Below are 20,788 nucleotides of genomic sequence, written 5' to 3'. Positions count from 1 at the left end.
GTCGGCGCGTGGTCCAGTTCTACGTCGACGGCTACCGGACGGGCGATCCGTTCCTCGAGGAGCCGCATCCCTCGGTGCGCGACCGGCCGGACGGGCTCCCGGAGACCACGGACGTCCTGGTCGTGGGGTGCGGGCCGGCCGGCCTCGTGCTGGCGGCACAGATGGCGAGCTTCCCCGACCTCCGCACGGTGGTCGTCGACCGCCGGGACGGCCCGCTCGAGATCGGGCAGGCCGACGGGGTCGCGTGCCGCACCGTCGAGATGTTCGGCGCGTTCGGTCTCGCCGACCGCGTCATCGCCGAGGGCTACCAGGTCAACGAGGTCGCGTTCTGGCGCCCGGACCCCGACGACCCCTCCGCCATCACGCGCACCGGCCGGATCCAGGACGTCGAGGACGACCTGTCCGAGATGCCGCACGTGATCGTCAACCAGGCGCGGATGCTCACCTACCTGCGCGAGCACATGGCGCGGTCGGCGGCGCGGCTCGAGCCCCTGTACGGGCTGCAGGTGGACGGGATCACGGTCGGGACCGGGGACGAGCCGGTGACGGTGACGCTCGCGCACGTCGAGGGCGGCGAGACGACCGGCGAGACGTCGACGATCCGGGCCCGCTACGTCGTCGGGTGCGACGGCGCCCGCAGCGCCACCCGCACCGCGATCGGCCGGGAGCTGGTCGGCGACCTGACGAACCAGGCCTGGGGCGTGATGGACGTCCTCGCCGTCACCGACTTCCCCGACATCCGGCTCAAGAGCGCGATCACGTCCGCCGCGGGCAGCATCCTGATCATCCCCCGCGAGGGCGGGTACATGGTGCGGCTCTACATCGAGCTGGACGGTGTCGACGGGACCTGCGACGTCACGCCCGAGACGCTCGCGGCCGTCGCCAACCGGATCCTCCACCCGTACACGCTCGAGGTGCGCGACGTCGGGTGGTGGTCGGTGTACGAGGTCGGGCAGCGGCTCTGCGACAGGTTCGACGACGTGCCCGCGGGCGCCGAGGACCGTCTCCCGCGGGTGTTCATCGCCGGCGACGCCTGCCACACCCACAGCGCGAAGGCCGGCCAGGGGATGAACGTGTCGATGGCCGACACCTGGAACCTCGGGTGGAAGCTCGCCGCCGTCCTGCAGGGCCGGGCGCGCCCGGAGCTGCTGCATACCTACTCCGAGGAGCGCCATGAGGTCGCCCGGGAGCTGATCGACTTCGACCGCGAGTTCGCCGCCATGTTCAGCGCCCACCCCGGGGGGCAGGGGGCGGACCCGGAGAAGTTCCAGCGCTACTTCCGCGACCAGGGCCGCTTCACCGCGGGCGTCGCGGTCCGGTACGCGCCGTCGACGATTACGTCCGGCAACGCGCACCAGCACCTCGCCGAGGGTCTGCCGGTGGGCACGCGGTTCCACTCAGCGCCGGTGATCCGGCTGGCCGACGCCAAGCCGATGCACCTCGGGCACGTCGCACGGGCCGACGGCGCCTGGCGGCTCCACCTCTTCGCCGACCGCGACGGGTCCCGGCTCCGCGCGCTGTGCGCGTTCCTCGCCTCGCCGGCATCCCCGGTCCTGCGCCACACCCCCGCCGGCGCCGAGCCCGACGAGGTGATCGACGTCCGGGCGGTGTTCCAGCAGGGGCACCGCGATCTCACCGTCGCCGACCTGCCGCCGGCCCTGCTCCCGCGCAAGGGCCGCTTCGGTCTCGTCGACTACGAGAAGGCCTTCTGCCCCGACCCCGCCGTCGACGTCTTCGACCTGCGTGGCATCGACCGCGCGGGCTGCGCCGTGGTCGTGCGCCCGGACCAGTACGTGGCGCACGTCCTCCCGCTGGACGCGCACGCCGAGCTGGCGGCGTTCTTCGCGGGGGTGCTGACCGAGGCGCGGTAACGACCCTCGCCCGCCCCAGCAGGTGGACCCGGCCCGCGGATGCTTCCGAAGCATCCGCCGGTCACGCTCGGCCCCACCCCATCCGCAGTTGGGCGTCGATGCCCTCCGGGCCGTCGGTGCGGTTGTCGACCGCGAGGTGGGGCACGGGCGGCGGGACGTCCGGCTGCATCCGGGCGGCGAAGGCGTCGAAGGACGCGAGCTTGCCCGCGTCGTGGGACCGGCCGCGCGACGCGATCCGCCGGCGCAGGGTGGCGGCGTCCGACGCGACCCAGACCAGGTGCACGGGCTCGCCGCCGAGCTCGTCCACCCATGTCCGCCAGCGCCCCAGGTCCCGGATCTGGCCCGTGAACGGCGCGCTGAGCAGCACCGGGCACCCGCGGGCACGGATCTCCCGGGCGACAGCGGTCATCCCGCCGTACTCGTGCACCTTGACGTGCTCGTCGTACCAGGGCCCCTCGCGCTCGCCGGGAGGACGACCGGCCGCCGCCAGCGTCGCGGACACGAAGCCGCCGTACATCGTGTCCTTGTCCAGCAGCGCCGGCACGGGCTGCAGCAGGGCCAGCAGCCGGTCGGCCACCGTCGACTTCCCCGACCCGGGCGGCCCCGCCACCACCCAGACGTCCGCAGGCTCAGGCACGGCGGAAGGAGGGGTAGCCGGCGTCCGCCTCGCGCAGGCACCGCTCGCGGTAGCGGCCGACGCCGCCGGCGTAGTCGGACGACGACGCGACGGGCATCGTGCCCGCGACCTCGTGGTGGTGGGCGATCCAGGCGTCCTCGCCCGCCGCCGTCGCCTCCAGGGTGCGGAGGCCCGCGGCGTGCAGGTCGGCGATCGCCTGCGCGATCCACTCGACCTGCACCTGCCGGCAGGTCGTCATGAGGCACCGGTCGGACGGCGGCGTGAGCGGGGCGGCGGTGGTGAACAGGTTCGGGTAGCCGTGCTTCGCGAGCCCCAGCGTGCTGCGCGCCTCCCGTCCCCACTCCTCGCCCAGCACCTGCCCGCCGCGCCCGCGCACGTCGATCCGCGTCAGGGCGTCCGGCCCGCCGTCGAACGTCGAGGTCAGGACGATCACGTCCAGCGCGTGCACCGTGCCGTCGGACAGCTCGATCCCCTCGGGGACGAGGCGGTCGATCGGCGTGTGCACCAGGTCGACGAGGTCGACGTCGTCGCGGCCGAACACCTCGAGGTATCCGGAGTCCAGGCGCACGGGCCGCACCCCGAAGCTGCCCCGCGGCACGAGCACGTCGGCGAGGCCGGGATCGGGCAGCCGTGCCCGCATCGCCGCCCGCACGGCCTCGCCCGCGTCGCCGAGCGCGCCGAGGGCACCCGTCCACGCCGACCTCGTCCCGTCGCCGAGCACCGGCGGGCGCTCCTCGTCGCCGGTCAGGGTGTGGACGACCGTGTCGCGGAGCTCGGCGAACCGGCTCCGGTAGGCGTCCCGCTCGCGCCAGCCGAACACCGGGTTCGCGCGGGGCAGGAGGTCGACGGGACGGGTGGCGAAGACCGTCAGGCGGGACACCCGGTCGACGATCGTCGGCACGAGCTGCACCGTCGCCGCGCCGCTCCCGAGGACGCCGACCCGTAGCCCGGCGAGGTCGTGCCGGCCCTCCGGCCAGTGCGCGGTGTCGAGGACCGGCCCCGCAAAGGCGCCGCCGATCAGGTCGATGGTCCTCTCCGGCAGCAGGCCCGTGCAGGCGACGACGAACCGGGCGTCGAGGGTCTCGCCGCGGTCGGTGCGCACGGTCCAGCGGCCGCTCTCCTCGTCGAGGTGCAGGTCGACGACCCGGGTGCCGAGGCGGATGGCGCGGCGCAGGTCGAGCCGGTCGGCGACGAAGCGCAGCCACCGCTGCACCTCGTACCCGGCGGGGTAGCGCTCGCTCCAGCCCCAGTCGCGGTAGAGCTCCTCGGAGAACAGGTACTGGTACCCGGGCCCCTCGGAGTCGAGGTGCGAGCCGGGGTAGCCGTGCCACCACCACGAGCCCCCGACGTCGTCGGCGGCGTCGAAGGCGCGCACGCGCAGACCCTGCGCCCGCAGCAGGTGCAGCTGGTACAGCCCGGCGACGCCCGCGCCGATGACGACGGCGTCGAGCTCCTCGACCGTCACCGCGGCACCAGCGGGCCCGGCGGGGTGGGCTGCTCGAGCTCGGCCCGGATCCGGAGCCGCGCGCCGGAGGCGGACGGGCGGTGGATCACGACCTGCATGCCGGCATCCTGCCGCGCCCCGGCGGGCGCGGCGAGGCGCTACGGCACCGGGGCCCCGCTAGCCGTCCCGGGGGACGGGGCCACCGGCATCCCCGGCCTCCCCGACCGCCGGACGGGTCGAGGGGTGGGCCCGGGTGGCGGCGGCGCGGGCTCGTCCCGCAGCGCCTCGCGCCAGGCACGGCGCGGGTCGGCCGAGCGGATCTCGGCGAGGGGCTCACGCAGCTCGTCGAGCTGGCGGCGGACCTCGGCGAGATCCGCGGCCTCGCCCACCTGGTCCTTGACCGCCGTGGCGTACTGCTTGGCCTGGGTGGCCATCCCGGCCACCGCGCGGATCGCGGCGGGGAGCCGCTCGGGGCCGATCACGAAGAAGCCGACCAGGGCGAGCAGGAGCAGCTCACCCATGCTCATCCCGAACACGGCTACTTCACCTCCTTCTCGAGGGGCGACGGCTGGTCGTCGTCGAGGTCCTCCCAGCCGGGGTCGCGGCGGGCGCGACGGCGGTCGTGCAGCCGGCAGACCTGGATGGCGGCCTCGAGCAGCACGCAGAGCGCGGCGCCAAGCACCGCCATGGAGATCGGGTCGCCGCCGGGCGTCGCGACGCCGGCGAACAGGAACGCGCCGAAGATCATGCCGCGGCGCCAGCTCGCCAGCTTCCGGTAGGAGACGACCCCGACGCGGTTCAGCATGATCACCACGAGCGGGGTGAGGAACGCGACGCCGAAGACCACCATGAGGGACAGGACGAGGGAGTAGTACTCGTCGCCGCGCAGCGCCGTGGTCTGGACGCTGTTGCCGACCATGAGCAGGAACCCGAGCGCCTCGGCGACGACGAGGTACGCGATCACCGCGCCGCCGGCGAAGAGCACCGAGGCGCTGCTGACGAACAGCACCGCGCCCCGGCGCTCGTGGCGCCGCAGGCCGGGGGTGACGAACGCCCACAGCTGCCCGAGCCACCACGGCGAGGACAGGACCACGCCGGCGGTGATCGCGACCTTGAGCCGCAGGACGAACTGGTCGAACGGCCCGGTGGCGAGCAGCCGGCACTCGCCGGCGCCCAGCCCGGCGCGCGCCGTCGACGGCAGGGAGCAGTAGGGCTCGAGCAGCAGGGCGCCCAGGGTGGGCGCCCCGAACACGGCGTTCTCGTACCAGACGAATCCGGCCACCGTGCCGACCGCCACCGCGAGCAGCGCCCAGGTCAGACGGCGACGCAGCTCGAGCAGGTGGTCGAGCACCGACATCGTGGCGTCGGGGTTCCGGCGCCGCCGGCCGGGCCACCACCGGCTCGATCGCAGCCGCCCCAGGTCGGGCACGGCCTAGACCGCCGAGGCGTCGGTGGACCTCGCCGGGGCGCCGTCGGCCGCCGGCGCCGTGCCGGCGGGCCGCGCCGGCCCGGCCTCGACGGCGGCGGGCGCCTGAGCCGGCGCCGGAGCGGGCGACGAGGATTCGCCGTCGTCGGTCAGGGTCTTGGTCTCGGCCTTGAAGATGCGCAGCGACCGGCCGATGCCGCGGGCGGCGTCGGGCATGCGCTTGGCGCCGAAGAGCAGCAGGACGACGACGAGGATGACCAGCCAGTGGGTGGGGCTGAGGGCTCCGGTCATGACGGTTCCTTCCGGGGGACGAACAGGGGGAGCGGGGACGGACAGGGAGCGGTGCTCACATGTTCTCGGCGCCCTGCTTGATGGCCTCCCGGATGCGGGAGTACGTGCCGCAGGCGCACATGTTGCGGATCTCGTCGATGTCGTCGTCGGTGATCGACCCGCCGCCGGCGCGGACCTTCTTCACGAGGTCGACGGCGGCCATGATCTGGCCGGGCTGGCAGTAGCCGCACTGCGGGACGTCCCGGTCGATCCACGCCTCCTGCATCGGGTGCAGGTCGGCGCCGACGGTGTCCGGGAGGCCCTCGATCGTGGTGACCTCGTCGGTGGGCCGGATCGCGCTGACCGGCACCGAGCAGGGGTTGAACGCCCGGCCGTTGATGTGGCTGGTGCAGGCCTTGCAGACGTTGATGCCGCAGCCGTACTTGGGCCCGGTGATGCCGAGGACGTCGCGCAGCACCCAGAGCAGGCGCACGTCGTCCTCGATGTCGACCGTCACGGGGCGGCCGTTGACCTTGAAGGTGCGGGGAGGCATGCGGGGCTCCTCAGCTCGCGGGGTTGAACGCCGGGCCGGCCGCGGACGGCGTCGGGTACGCCGTGAGGCCGTCCGTGGGGGACGGGGGCAGCGGCGGGACGAACTTCTTGACCTCGAACGGCACGTCCTTGGTGTGGCCGATCGGGAAGCTGGTGGGCATCTCCCCGACGGCCCTGGCGTAGGCGCAGGCCACCGCGGCCGTCGCGGCGCCCACGGCGAGCTCGCCGGCGCCGCCGGGCCGGTCGCCGCTCGGCGGCATGACGATCACGTCGATCTCCGGCGGGGCGTTCCAGTGCCGGGTGTAGCGGTAGTCGTCCCAGCTGCCCTCGAGGAAGTTGCCGTCGCGCAGGTGCAGGCTGCCGGTGAACACGTGGGAGATCCCGGTCATGACCCCGCCCTCCATCTGGGCCTTGAGGCCGAGGGGGTTGATGGCCAGGCCCACGTCGACGGCCACCGTGACCTTGCGGACCCGGGGACCGGTGGTGGCCCCGCGGATCTCGCGCTCGGCCGTCGCCGGACGCGTGTCGACCTCGGCGAGCACCGCGACCGAGCCCTTGTACTCGTTGTGCACGACGACGCCCTGGGCGACGCCCTCGGGCAGGTCCCGACCCCAGTCGCCCTCGTCCCGGACCGCTTCCAGGACGGCCTTGGCCCGCTCGTCCTCGACGCGGTTGATCCGGAACTCCATCGGGTCCTCGCCCAGGCGCTCGGCGAGCTGGTCGACCATGAGCTCCTGCGCGGGCCGGAAGTCCTGGTTGTTGAGGTTGCGGACGCTGCCGGTGGCGAACCGGTCGAAGTCGAAGATCTCGTTGTAGCCGAACACGATGGCGCCGAGGTCGTACGGCACGCTGGCGGTCAGCAGGAAGACGGTCTGCGAGAGCGTGAGCTCGTTGGCGAAGGGCAGCTTCGCGGCCTGCGACGTGATCATGTCGCCCAAGGACTCGGTGTAGTCGGTGGCGACGCTCGTCTGCCGCTGCTCGAAGCTGACGACCTCGCCGAGGCCCGGGCTGTAGGTGGCCTTCACCCGCGAGATGCACATCGGGTGGACGCGACCGGCCCGGCACTCGTCGGCGCGGTGCCACATGAGCCGCACGGGCTTGCCGATCTCCTGCGACACGCGCGCCGCGTCGAGCGCGGCGTCGCTGAAGAGCCGGCGGCCGAAGGCGCCGCCGCCGCGGGGGACGTGGACCGTCACCTGGGCCGGGGTCATGTCGAGGACCTGGGCGAGCTGGCTCTGGGTGACGATCGGGATCTGGCTGGGGGTCCAGACCTCCGCCTCGCCGTCGCGGACGTCGGCGATCGCGACGTTGGGCTCCATCGCGGCGTTGCTGCGCCAGTAGAAGACGAACTCCTGCTCGAGCGCCTCGACGGGGCCGACCGCCCCGAGGGCGTCGGTGGCGAGCGGGACCACTCCGCCCACCTCGTCCAGCGGGGTCGGCGAGGGCAGGTTGGCCGGCGCGTCGGCCGCGCGCAGCTGCTCGAGGATCGTCTCGTCCGACTCGTCGTCGACGTTGCCCCCGCCCCAGGTGATGTCCAGGGCGTTGACCGCGTCGATGCACTGTCCGAAGGTCCGGGCGCGCACGGCGACCGCGGACGAGGTGGTCCCCCGGCCGGGCTCCGCGTCGGTGGAGATCTCGACGACGTCGGTGACCCCGGGCATGGTGCGGACCTGGTCGAGGTTGTTGACCGACTCCACGGTCCCCTTGATCGTCGGGGGCCGGGCGATCATGGTCGGCAGCGCCTCGGGGACGTCGAGGTCCATCGTGTACTTCTTGCGGCCGGTCACGGCGGCGACGACGTCGTCGCGGCGCGTGTCGGTCCCGATGATCTCGAACTCGTCGACGGGCTTGAGCTCGGTGATCGCCTCCCGCGTCACGGAGTTCGCCGCCGCGGCGGCCAGCTCGGCGAACGGGACGCTCGATCCGGCGGTGGAGAGCACCCGGCCGCCGGTGGTGCGCAGGTTCTCGGCCTCGTCGCCGAGGATCGTCGCCGCCGCCTCGACCAGCCGGCCGCGGGCCAGCGCCGCCGCCACCCGGACCGGCGTGTAGATCGAGATGACCGAGGCCGACCCCTGGGTCTGCTGGTTGAACAGCAGCTCGGGGCGCGCGTCGGCGAGGGTGACGTTGACGTCGGAGACGTCGATGCCCATCTCCTCGGCGATGAGCACCGCCGCCGTCGTCGTGATGCCCTGGCCGCTCTCGGCCCGCGGGATGCTGAACGACACGGTGCCGTCCTCGTTGACGACGATGGTGATGAGGTTCGCCGTCGCGCGGGTGGAGTCCAGCAGCAGGTCGGAGAGGTCGTAGACCTCCGACACCTCGGGGGTCGGCGAGGGCAGGGCGTTGGCCTCGAGGACCGAGTCGGCGGTCAGCTTCACGCCGACGGCGAGGGTCGGGGCGGCGATCAGGTACCCGAGGAAGCGGCGACGTTCCATGCCGGCGACGGTGGGCCGCGTCCGGTCCGCCGGTCGGCGGGACGGTCGCGGGGCGGAGCGGTGCTTGGCCGGCATCGCGGTCCTTTCGGCGTGGTAGGGCCGTTCGTCGTAGTCCATAGAGCTTGAAGGACTAACGAGTTTGGTCACGGGACGGTAACGGGCGCCTGTCAAGATCATTAAGCTGTGTCGGCGAACAAGCTCGACCACGTCTGTGATCAGGACTTTTCCGCCGGAACCGGATCTCGGCGCGGGGGCCTCACGGCGATGCGCGCGCCGGCGGCCCGGTCTGGGCCAGGATCAGGGCTCCACACGTCCTCCACCCCGACGGGCCTGCCGATGCGCTACGACGACGACGCCCAGCTCGACGCCTCCGAGGTCACGGACAACCGTGGCCAGGGCGGCGGGTCCGGCTCGGGCTTCGGGGGACTCGGCGGGGGTGGTGGTGGCGGCGGCCTCCTGCCGCTGCTGATCGGGCTGCTCTTCCGCGGGCGCAGCGGCAAGGTCAGCTGGGTCCTCATCGTCGTCGTGGTGGTCGGCTTCCTCGCCGTGACCTTCCTCGGCGGCGGGGGCGGCCAGGGGTCGTCGATCGCGGGCACGTTCGGCGAACCCGGCGGGCCGGCGGTGGCGGGCACGTCGGAGCTGGCCGGCGAGTGCCGCACCGGCGCGGACGCGAACACCAACCCCGACTGCGCGATCGTCGCCGACATCAACTCGATCCAGGCGTACTGGGCGGGCGGCGGCTACGCGCAGATCGCGCCGCGGGTGCGGGGCGCGCAGCCGCGCTACCAGAACGTCGACACCGTGTTCTTCAGCGGCCGGGTGAACACCCGCTGCGGCAGCGCCGATTCGAGCTCCGGGCCGTTCTACTGCCCGGCCGACGACCTCGTGTACATCGACCTGACCTTCTACGACCAGCTGCGCCAGCAGTTCGGCGCCCAGGGCGGCCCGTTGGCCAACGCCTACGTGCTCGCCCACGAGTACGGCCACCACGTGCAGGACCAGCTCGGCACCCTCGGCACCACCGGGTCCGCGTCCGCGCGGCAGGGCGCGACGTCGGCGGCGGTGCGCGTCGAGCTGCAGGCCGACTGCTACGCCGGCGTCTGGATGAACAACGCGACCAGGCCGCAGGGCGGCCGGCCCGCCTTCATCACCGAGATCACACGGGCCGACCTGGACACCGCGGTCGACGCCGCGACGCGCATCGGCGACGACTACATCCAGGGCCGGCTCGGTGGCGGCACCGTCGACCCCGACTCGTTCACCCACGGCACGTCGGCCCAGCGCAAGAAGTGGCTCACCACGGGATTCACCACCGGCGACCCCGCCCGCTGCGACACGTTCCGGACGAACGACCTGGGCTGAGCCGCGCGACAGGTCAGAAGACGAGCGTCGTCCGGCCCGTGACGACGACGCGGTCGGCGCAGTGCGCGGCGACGGCGCGGGCCAGCACGCTGCGCTCGACGTCGGCGCCGCGGCGGGTGATGTCGGCGACGGTGTCGCGGTGCGAGACGCGGGCGACGTCCTGCTCGATGATCGGGCCCTGGTCGAGGTCCTCGGTGACGTAGTGCGCCGTGGCGCCGACCAGCTTCACCCCGCGCTCCTTGGCCTGCGCGTAGGGCCCGGCGCCGACGAACGCCGGCAGGAACGAGTGGTGGATGTTGATCGCGGGCACGCCGAGGGCGTCGAGGAAGCCGCCGGTCAGGATCTGCATGTAGCGGGCGAGGACGACGAGGTCGACGCGGCCGTCGAGGAGCTCGATCTGCTGCTTCTCGGCGACGTCCTTGGTCTCGCGGGTGACGGGGATGTGGGCGTAGGGCACGCCGAACCGGGCGACCTCGTCGGCGAGGTCGGGGTGGTTGGACACGACCTGGACGATGTCGACGCCCAGCTCGCCGCGGCGCTGCCGCCACAGCAGGTCGAGCAGGCAGTGGTCGAGCTTCGAGACGAACACCGCGACCCGCGTGCGCTCGGCGGCGATGCGCATCCGGAACGTGATGTCGTACCTATCGGCCACCTCCTCGCCGAACTCGGCGGTGAGCTCGTCGAGGGCCTCCTCGAGGCCCGGCAGCCGGAAGACCAGCCGCATGACGAAGTGCCCGCCCTCGGGGTCGGTGGTGTCCTGGTCGGACTGCACGATCGTCGCGTTGTGCGCGTGCAGGAACGAGCTGATCGCCGCCACCAGCCCGGGCTGGTCGCGGCAGGAGACCAGCAGCCGCCCGACGTCCGTGTCGTTCACTGCCGGAGCCCCCGGAAGCCCGTGACCTCCACCGCGGAGCGTGCGCCGGCGTCGAGCAGCGCGTCCCACAGGTACTGGCCCGACGAGCGCTCGCAGTGCAGCAGGTAGGACAGCACGCCGGAGACGTCGTCGCGCACGACGTCGGTGACCACGGCCGCGACCGACGTCCGCAGCGCGGTCCCGTGGGGGGTGACGGTGTCGGCGAGGTCGATCGCGCAGACGCCGGCCAGGACGGCGGTGGCCGCCGGGCCCTGCAGCCGCATCAGCGCGCGGCCGTGGGTGAGGTCGAGGACCGACGTGAACTCGCCGGTGCCGGCCAGGCGCTCCTCGAGGGCGGTGCGCAGCGCCGGGGCCGTACCCGGCGCGCCGAGCGCCAGCCACTCCCCGGGGGCGGACCCGACGAGCAGCACCGCTCCGGACCCGAGGTCGGTGTACCGCGTGCGCCCGAACCCCACGCCCAGGGCCTCGCGGCCCGCGCCGTCGAACGGGGCGCGCACGTGCACCTTCGCGAGCGGGGTCTCGTCCGAGAGCGTGGACGCGCCGGTCGCGGCGCGCGCGCTGACCTCCCACCCGTCGAGGACGGTGGCGGGGGAGGCGGCGATCGGGCTGCGTGCCAGGGGGAGGGGGGCCACGGGCGCGGCGGTGTCAGACACGCTGGCGCTCTCCTTCGGGGTCGACGTGGACGCGGTCGGTCACCTCGGCGACGACGTCGCGCCCGTCGGGCAGGCGGACGGTGACGCGGGTGCCGACGGCCGCCAGCTCGCGATCGATCTGGGCCAGTCCGATCGAGCGCCCGAGGGTCGGGGACATCCGGCTGGACGTCACGCGCCCGGCGATGCCGCCGGCCCGGTCGAGGATCTGGCTGGCCTCCGGGGGCACGATCGTCCCGTCGAGCGTCCGCAGACCGACCAGGCGCGGGTGGGTGTCGCGCCCGTGCTGCCACACCAGTTCCGGCTTGCCGACGAAGTCCGGCTTGTCGAGCTTGATCAGCTCGTCGACGCCGGCGCTGAAGCCCTGGGTCAGGCCGTCGGTGTCCTGCCCGACGATCGCGTGCCCCTTCTCGAGACGCAGGACGCGCTGCGCCTCCACACCGAAGGGACGCACACCGAGGTCCTCGCCGGCGGCCATGAGCCGCTCCCACAGGTGCAGGCCGTACGCGGCCGGCACGTGGACCTCGAAGGACAGCTCGCCGGTGAACCCGATCCGCCAGAGCACGCAGTCGGCGACGCCGGCGACCGTGCCGGTGCGGACGCTCATGTAGCCGAAGGACTCGGGCCCCAGGTCCAGGTCGGTGAGCCGTCCGAGCAGCTCGCGCGAGCGGGGCCCGGCGACGTTGATGCTGGCGTACGCCGTGGTCACCGGGGTGACGTGCACCTGCCACTGCGGGCGCGCCGTCTGCAGCCAGCGCTCCGCCCACTCCCACACCGCGGCGGCGCCCGAGGACGTCGTCGACATGAGGTAGTGCTGCTCGCCGAGGCGTCCGGTGACGCCGTCGTCGAGCACCACCCCGTCCTCGGCGCACATGACCCCGTAGCGCACGCGGCCGACGCCGAGCTTCTGCCACTTGTTGACGTAGAGCAGCTCGAGCAGCTTCGGCACGTCCGGCCCGCGCAGGTCGAGCTTGCCGATCGGGGTGACGTCGATGAGCCCGACCGCGGCGCGCACGGTCGTCACCTCGCCGGCGGGATCGCCGTAGTGGTCGGGACGGATCCACTGGCCGGCGACGAGCGGGACCGCGCCGTGGCGCTCGTGCCACGGCTGCATCGGGGAGTACCGCACGGGTTCGCGCGGCCGGCCGGCGAGCGCGCCCAGGGTCACCGGCGCGTACATCGGTCGCCACGTGGTGGTGCCCGTCGCGGCGATCGTGCTGCCGGTGGCCTCGGCGAGGACCGCGACGGTGTTGACCGTCTCGAGCTTCCCCTGGCCGGGCCCCATGGTGGCGGTGGTGTAGCGCTTGACGAGCTCGACCGAGTCGTAGCCCTCCGCCGCCGCGGTGACGATGTCCTTGGCCGAGACGTCCTCGGAGAGGTCGACGAAGCCGCCGGTGCCGTTCGAGAACAGTTCCGGGTGGTCGGCGACGGCCAAGTCGGGGACGGTCACGGCGGTACCCGCGGTGCGCAACGCCCGCCGCGCGGCCTCGCGGCCCACGGCGTCGGCGTGCTCCACCACCTGCGCGACGTCGCCCTCGCCGACGATCCCGCCGGCGGCCAGCACGTCCTCGGGCATCCGTGCCGGGTCGGGCCGGAACCGTGCGGTGCGCGGGTCGTAGACGGGGTTGTCGCCGGACTGGTTGAGCAACGACGTCGGCGCCGTCCACCCCACGGCGGTGACGAGCAGGTCGGCCTCGACCCGGCTGCCGTCGCCCAGCTCGACCGCGCGCACCCCCTGGCGCCCGTGCGCGGCGGTGATCGTCTCGCCCCGGCGGGCGTCGACCACGGCGGCGACCTCCACGCCCGCGTCCTCGAGGTCGGCGATCGCGGCGTCGCCCTCGGGGTTCGCGGTGAGCACCACGGCACGCTGCCCGGGCTGCACCGCCCAGAGGTTGACCAGCCGCCGCACGGCGGTCGAGAGCACCACGCCGGGCAGGTCGTTGCCGGCGAAGACGTAGGGGCGCTCGATCAGCCCCGGGGCAGCGATCAGCACGCCCGCCCGGGCCTTGATCAGCCGCTCGTCGACGCCGGGCAGGCTGCGCTGCACGATCGGGATCCAGTTGTCGTCGTAGCGGGCGGCGACCACCGAGTCGGTGAGCACCTCGATGCCCGGCTGCGCGGCGACCCGGGCGCGGAGGTCCTGCAGCGCCGCCCGGTCGCCCGGCCCGCCCCAGCGCAGGTGCCCGCCGAGCTGGTGCTCCTCCTCGACGAGCATCACCGACGCGCCGGCGCGGGCGGCCGCCACCGCCGCGGCCATCCCCGCGGCGCCGCCGCCGGCGACCACCACGTCGGGGTGGGCGTGGCGCTTGTCGTAGTAGCCGCGGTCGGTGTCGGGCGGCACCTCGCCGGCGTGCACGAAGGTGCGGAGCACCTTCTCGTACGCGGGCCAGAGCCGCTCGGGCTTGATGAACGTCTTGTAGTAGAAGCCGGTGGCCAGGAACCGCTCGGCGAGCCCGTTGACGGCCTTGACGTCGAAGCGCAGCGACGGCCAGGTGTTCTGCGAGCGGACGTCGAGGCCCGGGGTGAGCAGGCGGTGCGCGCCGCGGACGTTCGGCTCGTCGCCGACCTGCACCATGGTGCCCGGGTCGAGGTAGCCCGCGGTGAGCAGCCCGCGGGGCCGGTGGTACTTGTAGCTGCGCGAGAAGACGAGCTCGCCCGCGGCCGCGAGCGCCGAGACGATCGTGTCGCCGGGGTGGCCCGTGTAGCGGGTGCCGTTCCAGGTGAACCCGACGGTGCGCCTGCGGTCGATGACCTCGCCCTCGCGGGGCGGGAGACGCCGGTCGGTGGCGTCGCCGGCGCCACGGCGCCGCGTCGTCGGCAGGATGCTCATCGGGCTCCCTCCCGGGCGACCTGCACGGCGTCCCGGACCCCGCGGACCTCGTGCGTGAGCGTGTGCCGCTCGACGACGAGCCAGCGGCGGCAGCCGGCGCCGTGGTACCAGCTCTCGGTGACCCAGCCCCGGGTGTTGGCGTGGAAGTACAGGTAGCGCCGCCACTCCTCGGGCGTCGTCGTCGCCGGGTCGGGTCGCGCGCCGCCCTCGCCGGCGTACTTGAACTCTCCGGCGTTGCGGGGCCCGCACCAGGGGCAGGGAAGCAGCATCACGACAGATCACCTCATGACGGGCGGAGGACGAGGGGCGCCGGCGACTAGTGGCCCACCGCGGCCGCCCCCTTCTCCCCGACGAGCCGCCCGGAGAGGAAGCGGTCCAGCCCGAAGGCCGAGATGATCTCCGGCGGTTTGCCCTCGGCGAGGCACGCCGCCATGGCCTCCCCGGAGACCGGGCCGGCCTTGAAGCCGTAGGTGCCCCACCCGACGTCGACGTAGAAGCCCTCGACCGGTGTCGGGCCCATGATCGGCGAGTAGTCCGGTGTCATGTCGCAGAGCCCGGCCCACTGGCGCAGCAGGCGCATCTTCGCCAGCGCCGGCATGAGCTCAAGGACGTGCCCGGCGATGCCCTCGGTGAACTCCAGCGAGCCGCGCATCGAGTACGACGCGAAGGGGTCGACGCTCGCGCCGAACACCAGCTCGCCGCGGTCGGTCTGGCTGACGTAGACGTGCAGCGTCCCGGAGACGACGACGGTGTCGAGGAACGGGCGGACGGGCTCGGTGACCGCGGCCTGCAGCGGGAACGTCTGCACCGGCATGGCCACCCCGGCCATGTCCGAGATGAGGCTGGACCAGCCCGCGGTGGCGTTGAGGACCACCGGCGTCGCGATCCGCCCGCGGGTGGTCTGCACGCCGGTGACGCGCCCGCGCTCGACGTCGATCCCGGTGACCTCGGTCTTCTGGTGGATGTGCACGCCGTGCGCGTCGGCGGCGCGGGCGTAGCCCCACACGACGGCGTCGTGGCGGACCACGCCGCCCGGCGGGTGGTATAGCGCGCCGAGGATCGGATAGCGGGTCTCGGCGGAGGTGTCGAGGTAGGGCACGAGCCCCTTCACCTCGTCCGGCCCGATCACCTCGGACTCGACGCCCTGGAGCTTGTTGACCTCTGCGCGCCAGGCCATCGTGCGCATCGACGCGTCGTTGTGCGCGAGCGTGAGGTGCCCGCGCTGGGAGAACATGACGTTGAAGTTCAGGTCCGCGGCCAGGTGCTCGTAGAGCTTCACCGAGCGGTCGTAGAAGCGCACGCCCTCGGGCGTGAGGTAGTTCGAGCGCAGGATCGAGGTGTTGCGGCCCGACCCGCCGCCGCCGATGTAGGACCTGTCCAGCACCGCGACGTTCGTCATGCCGTGGTTCTTCGCGAGGTAGTACGCGGTGGCCAGGCCGTGCACCCCGCCGCCGATGATCACGGCGTCGTAGCCGGGGCGCAGCTCCCGGTCGTGCCAGGCGCGCGGCCACTCGGAGCGCGAGAGCCCGTGGCGCAGGAGGCTCCACGCCGAGTAGCCCCGCACGCGCCCGTTGCCGTTGCCGTTGCGGTGGCCGTTGCCGTTCGTGCTGGTCACCCGGGGTCCTTCCGAGAGTTGCGGGCCGGGGAGTCGCGGGCCGGGACGTCGCGGACCGGTCTCAGGCCTGCGTGAGGTACCGCCGGACCTCCCAGTCCGACACGGAGGCGTGGTACTCGTCGAACTCCTGCTGCTTGACCGCGGCGAAGTAGTCGATGAAGTCGCCGCCCGGGGTCTTGCCCAGCGCGGCGCGCAGGACGTCGTCCTCCACGAGCTCCTCGACCGCGCGGTCCAGCGTCTTCGGGAGGTGCTTGATGCCGCGGGCGCGCACCTCGTCGGAGTGCAGGGCGAAGAGGTTGTCGTCGGTGCAGGCGCCCGGGTCGATCTCGCGGTCGATGCCGTCGAGGCCGGCCGCGAGCAGGGCGGTGGCGGCGAGGTACGGGTTGGCGGAGCCGTCGACGCCCCGGTGCTCGATGCGCCCGCCCTCGGGGACGCGCAGCATCACCGAGCGGTTGTTGCCGCCGTAGGCCACGTACGCCGGGGCCCAGGTCGAGCCGGAGGTCGGGGCGCCGACGCCGATGCGCTTGTAGGAGTTGACCGTCGGGCAGATGATCCCGGCGACGGCCCGGCCGTGCTCGAGCAGCCCGCCCAGGTAGTGGCGGGCGAGGGGCGAGAGGCCCAGCGCGTCGGACTCGTCGTCGAACAGCGGCGTGCCGTCCTGGGACCACAGGCTCTGGTGGATGTGGAGCCCGTTGCCGGTGACGGTGCTGAACGGCTTCGGCATGAACGTGGCGACCATGCCCGCGTCGTGCGCCAGCATGTGGATCATGTACCGGAAGAAGATGGTGCGGTCGGCCGTGGTGAGCGCATCCGAGTAGTGCCAGTTGTTCTCGAACTGGCCGGTGCCGTCCTCGTGGTCGTTCGCGTAGTTGCCCCAGCCGAGGGTGTTGAGGTTCCGCGACACGGTGGACAGGTGGTCCCACATCCGCGTCAGGCCCTTGACCTCGTAACAGGGCTTCGCGGCGGTGTCGAGCGGGTCGGCGACCTCCAGCGTCCCGTCCTCACGGCGGCGCAGCAGGCTGTACTCCAGCTCGGTACCGGTCTTGAGCACCCAGCCGCGCTTCTCCGCGAGCTCCGCGAGCTGACGGCGCAGGATCACGCGCGGGGCGTAGGGCCAGGGCTTGCCCTCGACGTGCGGATCGCAGTGCAGCACCGCGACGCCCGGCTTCCACGGCAGGGGCGTGTAGGACGCCGGGTCCGGGACGACGAGCACGTCCGGGTCGGCAGGCGACTGCCCGAGGTCGCCCGCGGCGTAGCCGGCGAACCCGGCCCCGCCGTCCATGAGCAGGTCGAACGACGAGAACGGGATGGCCTTCGCGCACGGCTTCCCGTGCAGGTCCACGAACATCGCCAGGAAGAACTCGATGCCGTCCGCCTCGGCGCGTTCCCGCAGGTCGCTGCGTGCCCTGTCGTCAGCAGAGTCCATGCCGCCTCCCCGGGAAGGTGTGGACTTAGAACCATTCACGCCCGCGACGAAAGGTGTCAACCCCGTCACGGTCGCCCGCGCACAACCCGTCTGCTCGGACACGCACCGTGACCGGAACGCGGTAGCCTCCGGCCATGGCCAGGCAGGTCACCTCCACGACGCTGGCCCAGGCCGTGGCCGACCACCTCCGGATGCGCATCCACCGCGGCGACGTGAGCCCGGGGGAGCGCCTGCCCGCGGAGCGGGATCTCGCCGAGCAGCTGGGCGTCGCGCGCATCAGCCTGCGGGAGGCGATCCGGCAGCTGCGCGAGGACGGCTACGTCGAGGTCCGGCGGGGCTCCACCGGCGGCACGTACGTCACCGAGCTGCGGCGCCCGGCCGAGGCCTGGCGGGCCCGGATGCGCGAGCAGGTCGGCGAGATGGACGACATCCTCGACTTCCGCATCGCGCTCGAGACCGAGACCGCCACGCTCGCCGCCCGTCGGCACACCGAGGCCGGCCTCGTGCCGATCCGCGACGCGATCGCGGCGCTGAGCGGGGTCATCGGGCGCACGGCCTTCCGGCAGGCCGACTCCCGCTTCCACGTCGCGCTGGCCCGCGCCGCCGGCAACGAGCGGCTCGAGGAGGCCGTCGAGACCGCGCGCGGCGAGCTCTTCAGCCCCCGCGACCTCCTGCCGTTCCGGGAACCGGTCGAGGAGACCCTGCGCGACCACCAGGCGATCTACGAGGCCGTCGCGGCGGGCCACGAGGGCGAGGCCGCCGAGGCCATGCGAGCGCACCTCGAGCGGGCCCGCCGCCAACTGCGGTTCATCGTGTTCGGCGCCGCCGACGACGCGGAGTGGCCCACCGCCTGACGGTCGTGACCTCACATGGGGTTGACACGGTGTGGCGTGGGTCTCTTATTGTCAGCTCGTTCTTGGTCTGCAGATGAGACCAATGCGGGGCCGCTCGCGCCGGTCCGGCAACGGACCCCGTCATCGACCCGTGCCCACGGCGGCCACGGCGCGATCGGAGGCACGGTCATGAGCTCACTCGACGACCGCATCGCGGGGCTGTTGCGCCGCGACCGGCTCCTCGCGATCGGCAGCACCGTCGCCATGTGGGTGGTGCTGGTGTTCGTCTTCCTCGCCGCGGCGCCCACGGTGCCGGGGACCACGCTGCTCGTGGTCCTCGGCGTCGCGATGGTGGCGCTCGGCGGCCTGAACACCGCCTCGGCCGCGGCGCTGATCCGGCGCTACCGGGCGGCCAGGGACCAGGTCTACCGGCCCGACATCGAGAACCTCGACGCCCAGCGGGCCGCGAAGCACGGGAGCGTCTCGTGACCGCGGACGCCGGACGGCGGGCGGCCTACGAGCCGCCGAAGCAGTCGGTCCGGGGCCAGCTCCTGGACGCGTTCGTCGTCCTCGCGCTGATCTTCGTGACCCTGTTCGGGACGACCTACCTGATCGAGTCCGAGGACACCGGCGGCGGCGCCGTGCGTCCGCTGGCCGAGCTCCCCATCACGCCGGGCGAGCGCGTGCAGTACCAGAAGATGATCGACACCGGTGTCGCCGACCTGGAGACGATCTCGGCGGGCGTCGAGGCGAACCAGGCCGGCACCGACAAGTACGAGATCGACGTCCTGGCCCTGCTCGGGACGGCGGTGCTGCTCGCCCTCTACCTCGGCTTCGTCTACCGCGTGTCGTTCCGCGAGTACCGCGAGGTCGTGGAGGAGAAGTTCGGGCCCAGCGACGTCGACGGCGACTCCGGGAGGCAGTCATGAGCACCGTGGCCGTGGTGGAACTGATCGCGTGGGTGCTCAGCGCGCTCATCGCGGGCTGGCTGGTCCTCGACGTCCTCAAGGTGGGCCGTCACCACGACGAGGCGACCCTGGTGAACGCGCCGGACCCGCTCGAGGAGCCGCCGGGCACCGTCGAGGGCTCGGGGGTGAGGTCGGCATGAGCGCCACCGAGGACGCCCCCGTCGCCGCGCCGTCGACCGCCGCCGCCCAGGAGCGGCCCGCCCTGCGCAAGGTGCTCGCCCCGATGCACATCTGGGCCCTCGGGGTCGGGATCGTGCTCGTCGGCGAGTTCATGGGCTGGAACTTCGCGGTGGAGAAGGGCGGCATGTACGGCGCCCTGGTCGCCTGCTGGGTCGTCGGGCTGCTCTACACGTGCATCGTCATGATCAATTCCGAGGTCACCTCGGCGATCCCGGCCGCCGGCGGGCAGTACGCGCAGGCCAAGCACACCGTCGGGCCGTTGATGGCGTTCAACGTCGGGCTCTACCTGACGCTCGCGTACACCATGCTCGAGGCGGCCAACGCCAACGTCCTGTCCGACCTGCTGAGCACCCTGTCCGGGCTCATGGGCAGCGAGCAGGAGCTCTCGCCCTACCCCTTCGCGGTGCTCGCGATCCTCGCCCTGGCGTTCCTGAACTACCGCGGGGTGTTCGCCTCGCTGACGCTCAACCTCGTCATCACCGGGTTCGCGTTCGCGACGATCCTCGTGCTGTTCGTCGGCCTGCGGGCGTGGTCGCCGTCGGGCGAGCTCGACCTGGCCGGCCTCGCGGGGGACGCGACGAACGCCCTGCCCTACGGGTGGATCGGGGTGATCGCGGCCTTCCAGTTCGGCATGTGGTTCTACCTCGGCATCGAGGGCACCGCGCAGGCCGCGGAGGAGTGCCGATCGGCGCCGCGCTCGGTGCCGCTGGGCAGCCTCGCCGGGATCATGACGCTGATCATCGCGGCGTCCCTGACGTGGTTCGTCTGCGCCGGGACGCTGCCGTGGCACTACCTGGGCACCGCGATCACGCCGCTGTTCGACGCCGCGCTCGTCTCGGGTCAGGACGTCCTGGTCGTGCTGCTCCTGCTGGGAACGCTGTGCGCCACGCTCGCCTCGGCCAACGGGTGCATCAACGACGCCTCGCGGGCGTGGTTCTCGATGGGCCGCGACCGCTACCTGCCGGAGTGGTTCGGGGCGGTGCACCCGAAGTACCACACGCCGTTCCGGGCGATCGTGTTCCTCGTCCCGGTGGCGATCGCCTTCGCGCTGCTGCCGGTGCTGCTCTCCGAGCCGACGCTGCTGTCGACGGTGATCACGTTCTCCATCCTCTCGGGGCTGCTCATGTACAGCTTCATGGGCCCGAGCTTCATCCGGTTCCGGCGGCTGTGGCCGCTCGGCAAGATCACCCGGGCCTACACGCTGCCCCTGCACCCGGCACCGGCGATCGCCCTGCTCGCGCTCTCGGCCGTCGTCTTCTTCGCGACGTTCCTGGGCTACGGCGCCGCGCTGCTCTCGATCCTGGCCTTCTACCTGCTGGCGTCGATCTGGTTCGTGCTCCGGCGCTACAAGTTCGTGCGACGGGGGGCGCAGTTCACCGCCGACCTGCCGCGTCCCGAGGGGTACTGATGGGGGT

20 protein-coding genes are annotated in these 20,788 nt (G+C 73.0%); 7 read left to right on the top strand and 13 right to left on the bottom strand.

The genetic code is table 11. From position 1 onward, the window contains the following. The first annotated feature begins 8 nt into the window (after positions 1-8). Positions 9-1,871, top strand: coding sequence for an FAD-dependent monooxygenase (locus tag OG774_RS13775; RefSeq protein WP_328310291.1), 1,863 nt, complete (start codon positions 9-11; stop codon positions 1,869-1,871). Positions 1,872-1,932: 61 nt separating this feature from the next. On the opposite strand, the gene OG774_RS13770 is transcribed toward OG774_RS13775, so the two are convergent. The 7 genes from OG774_RS13770 to OG774_RS13740 all read right to left on the bottom strand — a co-directional run bounded on the left by OG774_RS13770 (position 1,933) and on the right by OG774_RS13740 (position 8,635). Further along, on the bottom strand, positions 1,933-2,508 hold the full coding sequence (locus OG774_RS13770) for an AAA family ATPase (protein WP_328310289.1): 576 nt from the start codon (positions 2,506-2,508) through the stop codon (positions 1,933-1,935). Then, complete coding sequence (locus OG774_RS13765) at positions 2,501-3,973, bottom strand: flavin-containing monooxygenase (RefSeq protein ID WP_328310288.1); 1,473 nt, start codon at positions 3,971-3,973, stop codon at positions 2,501-2,503. Before OG774_RS13765 ends, OG774_RS13770 begins: the two co-directional genes overlap by 8 nt. Before the next feature lie 137 nt (positions 3,974-4,110). Then, positions 4,111-4,479: a Sec-independent protein translocase protein TatB gene (gene tatB, locus OG774_RS13760; RefSeq protein WP_328310287.1), complete on the bottom strand. Its 369-nt coding sequence runs from the start codon at positions 4,477-4,479 to the stop codon at positions 4,111-4,113. An 11-nt stretch (positions 4,480-4,490) separates the two neighbouring features. Beyond that, entirely contained in the window at positions 4,491-5,381 is an 891-nt protein-coding gene (tatC, locus tag OG774_RS13755; RefSeq protein WP_328310285.1) for a twin-arginine translocase subunit TatC, read from the bottom strand. Positions 5,382-5,384: 3 nt separating this feature from the next. Next, positions 5,385-5,669 (bottom strand): Sec-independent protein translocase subunit TatA, encoded by a 285-nt coding sequence (gene tatA / locus OG774_RS13750; RefSeq protein WP_328310284.1) that lies wholly within the window; start codon positions 5,667-5,669, stop codon positions 5,385-5,387. Positions 5,670-5,724: 55 nt separating this feature from the next. Next, positions 5,725-6,201, bottom strand: coding sequence for a (2Fe-2S)-binding protein (locus tag OG774_RS13745; RefSeq protein WP_328310283.1), 477 nt, complete (start codon positions 6,199-6,201; stop codon positions 5,725-5,727). Positions 6,202-6,211: 10 nt separating this feature from the next. Beyond that, positions 6,212-8,635 carry a molybdopterin cofactor-binding domain-containing protein gene (locus OG774_RS13740; RefSeq protein ID WP_328310281.1) on the bottom strand — a complete coding sequence of 808 codons (2,424 nt, stop codon included), beginning with the start codon at positions 8,633-8,635 and terminating at the stop codon, positions 6,212-6,214. Positions 8,636-8,971: 336 nt separating this feature from the next. Here OG774_RS13740 and ypfJ point away from each other — a divergent pair, with 336 nt between their 5' ends. Beyond that, the gene (gene ypfJ / locus OG774_RS13735) at positions 8,972-9,997 is read left to right on the top strand and encodes a KPN_02809 family neutral zinc metallopeptidase (RefSeq protein WP_328310278.1); all 1,026 of its coding nucleotides are present in this window, start codon (positions 8,972-8,974) and stop codon (positions 9,995-9,997) included. 13 nt (positions 9,998-10,010) lie between these two features. Here the strand turns inward: ypfJ and purU are convergent, their stop codons facing one another. The 6 genes from purU to glnT all read right to left on the bottom strand — a co-directional run bounded on the left by purU (position 10,011) and on the right by glnT (position 17,392). Then, positions 10,011-10,871 carry a formyltetrahydrofolate deformylase gene (purU, locus tag OG774_RS13730; RefSeq protein WP_328310276.1) on the bottom strand — a complete coding sequence of 287 codons (861 nt, stop codon included), beginning with the start codon at positions 10,869-10,871 and terminating at the stop codon, positions 10,011-10,013. After that, a complete protein-coding gene (locus OG774_RS13725; RefSeq protein WP_328310274.1) occupies positions 10,868-11,524 on the bottom strand; it encodes a sarcosine oxidase subunit gamma family protein in 657 nt (218 codons plus the stop codon). The genes purU and OG774_RS13725 overlap by 4 nt, the downstream gene beginning before the upstream one ends. After that, positions 11,517-14,351, bottom strand: coding sequence for a 2Fe-2S iron-sulfur cluster-binding protein (locus OG774_RS13720; protein WP_328310272.1), 2,835 nt, complete (start codon positions 14,349-14,351; stop codon positions 11,517-11,519). Before OG774_RS13720 ends, OG774_RS13725 begins: the two co-directional genes overlap by 8 nt. Next, complete coding sequence (locus OG774_RS13715) at positions 14,348-14,620, bottom strand: sarcosine oxidase subunit delta (RefSeq protein WP_328310955.1); 273 nt, start codon at positions 14,618-14,620, stop codon at positions 14,348-14,350. Before OG774_RS13715 ends, OG774_RS13720 begins: the two co-directional genes overlap by 4 nt. A 47-nt stretch (positions 14,621-14,667) precedes the next feature. Then, positions 14,668-15,966 (bottom strand): sarcosine oxidase subunit beta family protein, encoded by a 1,299-nt coding sequence (locus OG774_RS13710; protein WP_328310270.1) that lies wholly within the window; start codon positions 15,964-15,966, stop codon positions 14,668-14,670. A 61-nt stretch (positions 15,967-16,027) separates the two neighbouring features. After that, positions 16,028-17,392, bottom strand: coding sequence for a type III glutamate--ammonia ligase (gene glnT / locus OG774_RS13705; protein ID WP_328310268.1), 1,365 nt, complete (start codon positions 17,390-17,392; stop codon positions 16,028-16,030). A 134-nt stretch (positions 17,393-17,526) separates the two neighbouring features. On the opposite strand from glnT, the gene OG774_RS13700 reads away from it, so the two are divergent. The 5 genes from OG774_RS13700 to OG774_RS13680 all read left to right on the top strand — a co-directional run bounded on the left by OG774_RS13700 (position 17,527) and on the right by OG774_RS13680 (position 20,781). Further along, entirely contained in the window at positions 17,527-18,246 is a 720-nt protein-coding gene (locus tag OG774_RS13700; protein WP_328310266.1) for a FadR/GntR family transcriptional regulator, read from the top strand. 168 nt (positions 18,247-18,414) lie between these two features. Continuing rightward, positions 18,415-18,714: a hypothetical protein gene (locus OG774_RS13695; protein ID WP_328310264.1), complete on the top strand. Its 300-nt coding sequence runs from the start codon at positions 18,415-18,417 to the stop codon at positions 18,712-18,714. Next, positions 18,711-19,154 (top strand): hypothetical protein, encoded by a 444-nt coding sequence (locus OG774_RS13690; protein ID WP_328310262.1) that lies wholly within the window; start codon positions 18,711-18,713, stop codon positions 19,152-19,154. Before OG774_RS13695 ends, OG774_RS13690 begins: the two co-directional genes overlap by 4 nt. Continuing rightward, positions 19,151-19,333, top strand: a complete 183-nt coding sequence (locus OG774_RS13685) for a hypothetical protein (RefSeq protein WP_328310260.1) — start codon at positions 19,151-19,153, stop codon at positions 19,331-19,333. Before OG774_RS13690 ends, OG774_RS13685 begins: the two co-directional genes overlap by 4 nt. Continuing rightward, the gene (locus OG774_RS13680) at positions 19,330-20,781 is read left to right on the top strand and encodes an APC family permease (RefSeq protein WP_328310258.1); all 1,452 of its coding nucleotides are present in this window, start codon (positions 19,330-19,332) and stop codon (positions 20,779-20,781) included. Before OG774_RS13685 ends, OG774_RS13680 begins: the two co-directional genes overlap by 4 nt. Positions 20,782-20,788 lie beyond the last annotated feature (7 nt).

The organism is Actinomycetospora sp. NBC_00405 (assembly GCF_036044095.1).
GTDB lineage: Bacteria > Actinomycetota > Actinomycetes > Mycobacteriales > Pseudonocardiaceae > Actinomycetospora > Actinomycetospora callitridis.
Note: the sequence above shows the minus strand (reverse complement) of the source record. Positions and strands in the feature narration are given on the sequence as shown.

Excerpts from the sequence above, each read along its gene's own strand:
- tatB (WP_328310287.1), bottom strand. The coding sequence starts at position 4,479 with ATGAGCATGGGTGAGCTGCTCCTGCTCGCCCTGGTCGGCTTCTTCGTG.
- tatA (WP_328310284.1), bottom strand. The coding sequence starts at position 5,669 with ATGACCGGAGCCCTCAGCCCCACCCACTGGCTGGTCATCCTCGTCGTC.
- OG774_RS13745 (WP_328310283.1), bottom strand. The coding sequence starts at position 6,201 with ATGCCTCCCCGCACCTTCAAGGTCAACGGCCGCCCCGTGACGGTCGAC.
- OG774_RS13740 (WP_328310281.1), bottom strand. The coding sequence starts at position 8,635 with ATGGAACGTCGCCGCTTCCTCGGGTACCTGATCGCCGCCCCGACCCTC.
- ypfJ (WP_328310278.1), top strand. The coding sequence starts at position 8,972 with ATGCGCTACGACGACGACGCCCAGCTCGACGCCTCCGAGGTCACGGAC.
- OG774_RS13720 (WP_328310272.1), bottom strand. The coding sequence starts at position 14,351 with ATGAGCATCCTGCCGACGACGCGGCGCCGTGGCGCCGGCGACGCCACC.
- OG774_RS13715 (WP_328310955.1), bottom strand. The coding sequence starts at position 14,620 with ATGCTGCTTCCCTGCCCCTGGTGCGGGCCCCGCAACGCCGGAGAGTTC.
- glnT (WP_328310268.1), bottom strand. The coding sequence starts at position 17,392 with ATGGACTCTGCTGACGACAGGGCACGCAGCGACCTGCGGGAACGCGCC.
- OG774_RS13700 (WP_328310266.1), top strand. The coding sequence starts at position 17,527 with ATGGCCAGGCAGGTCACCTCCACGACGCTGGCCCAGGCCGTGGCCGAC.
- OG774_RS13695 (WP_328310264.1), top strand. The coding sequence starts at position 18,415 with ATGAGCTCACTCGACGACCGCATCGCGGGGCTGTTGCGCCGCGACCGG.
- OG774_RS13685 (WP_328310260.1), top strand. The coding sequence starts at position 19,151 with ATGAGCACCGTGGCCGTGGTGGAACTGATCGCGTGGGTGCTCAGCGCG.
- OG774_RS13680 (WP_328310258.1), top strand. The coding sequence starts at position 19,330 with ATGAGCGCCACCGAGGACGCCCCCGTCGCCGCGCCGTCGACCGCCGCC.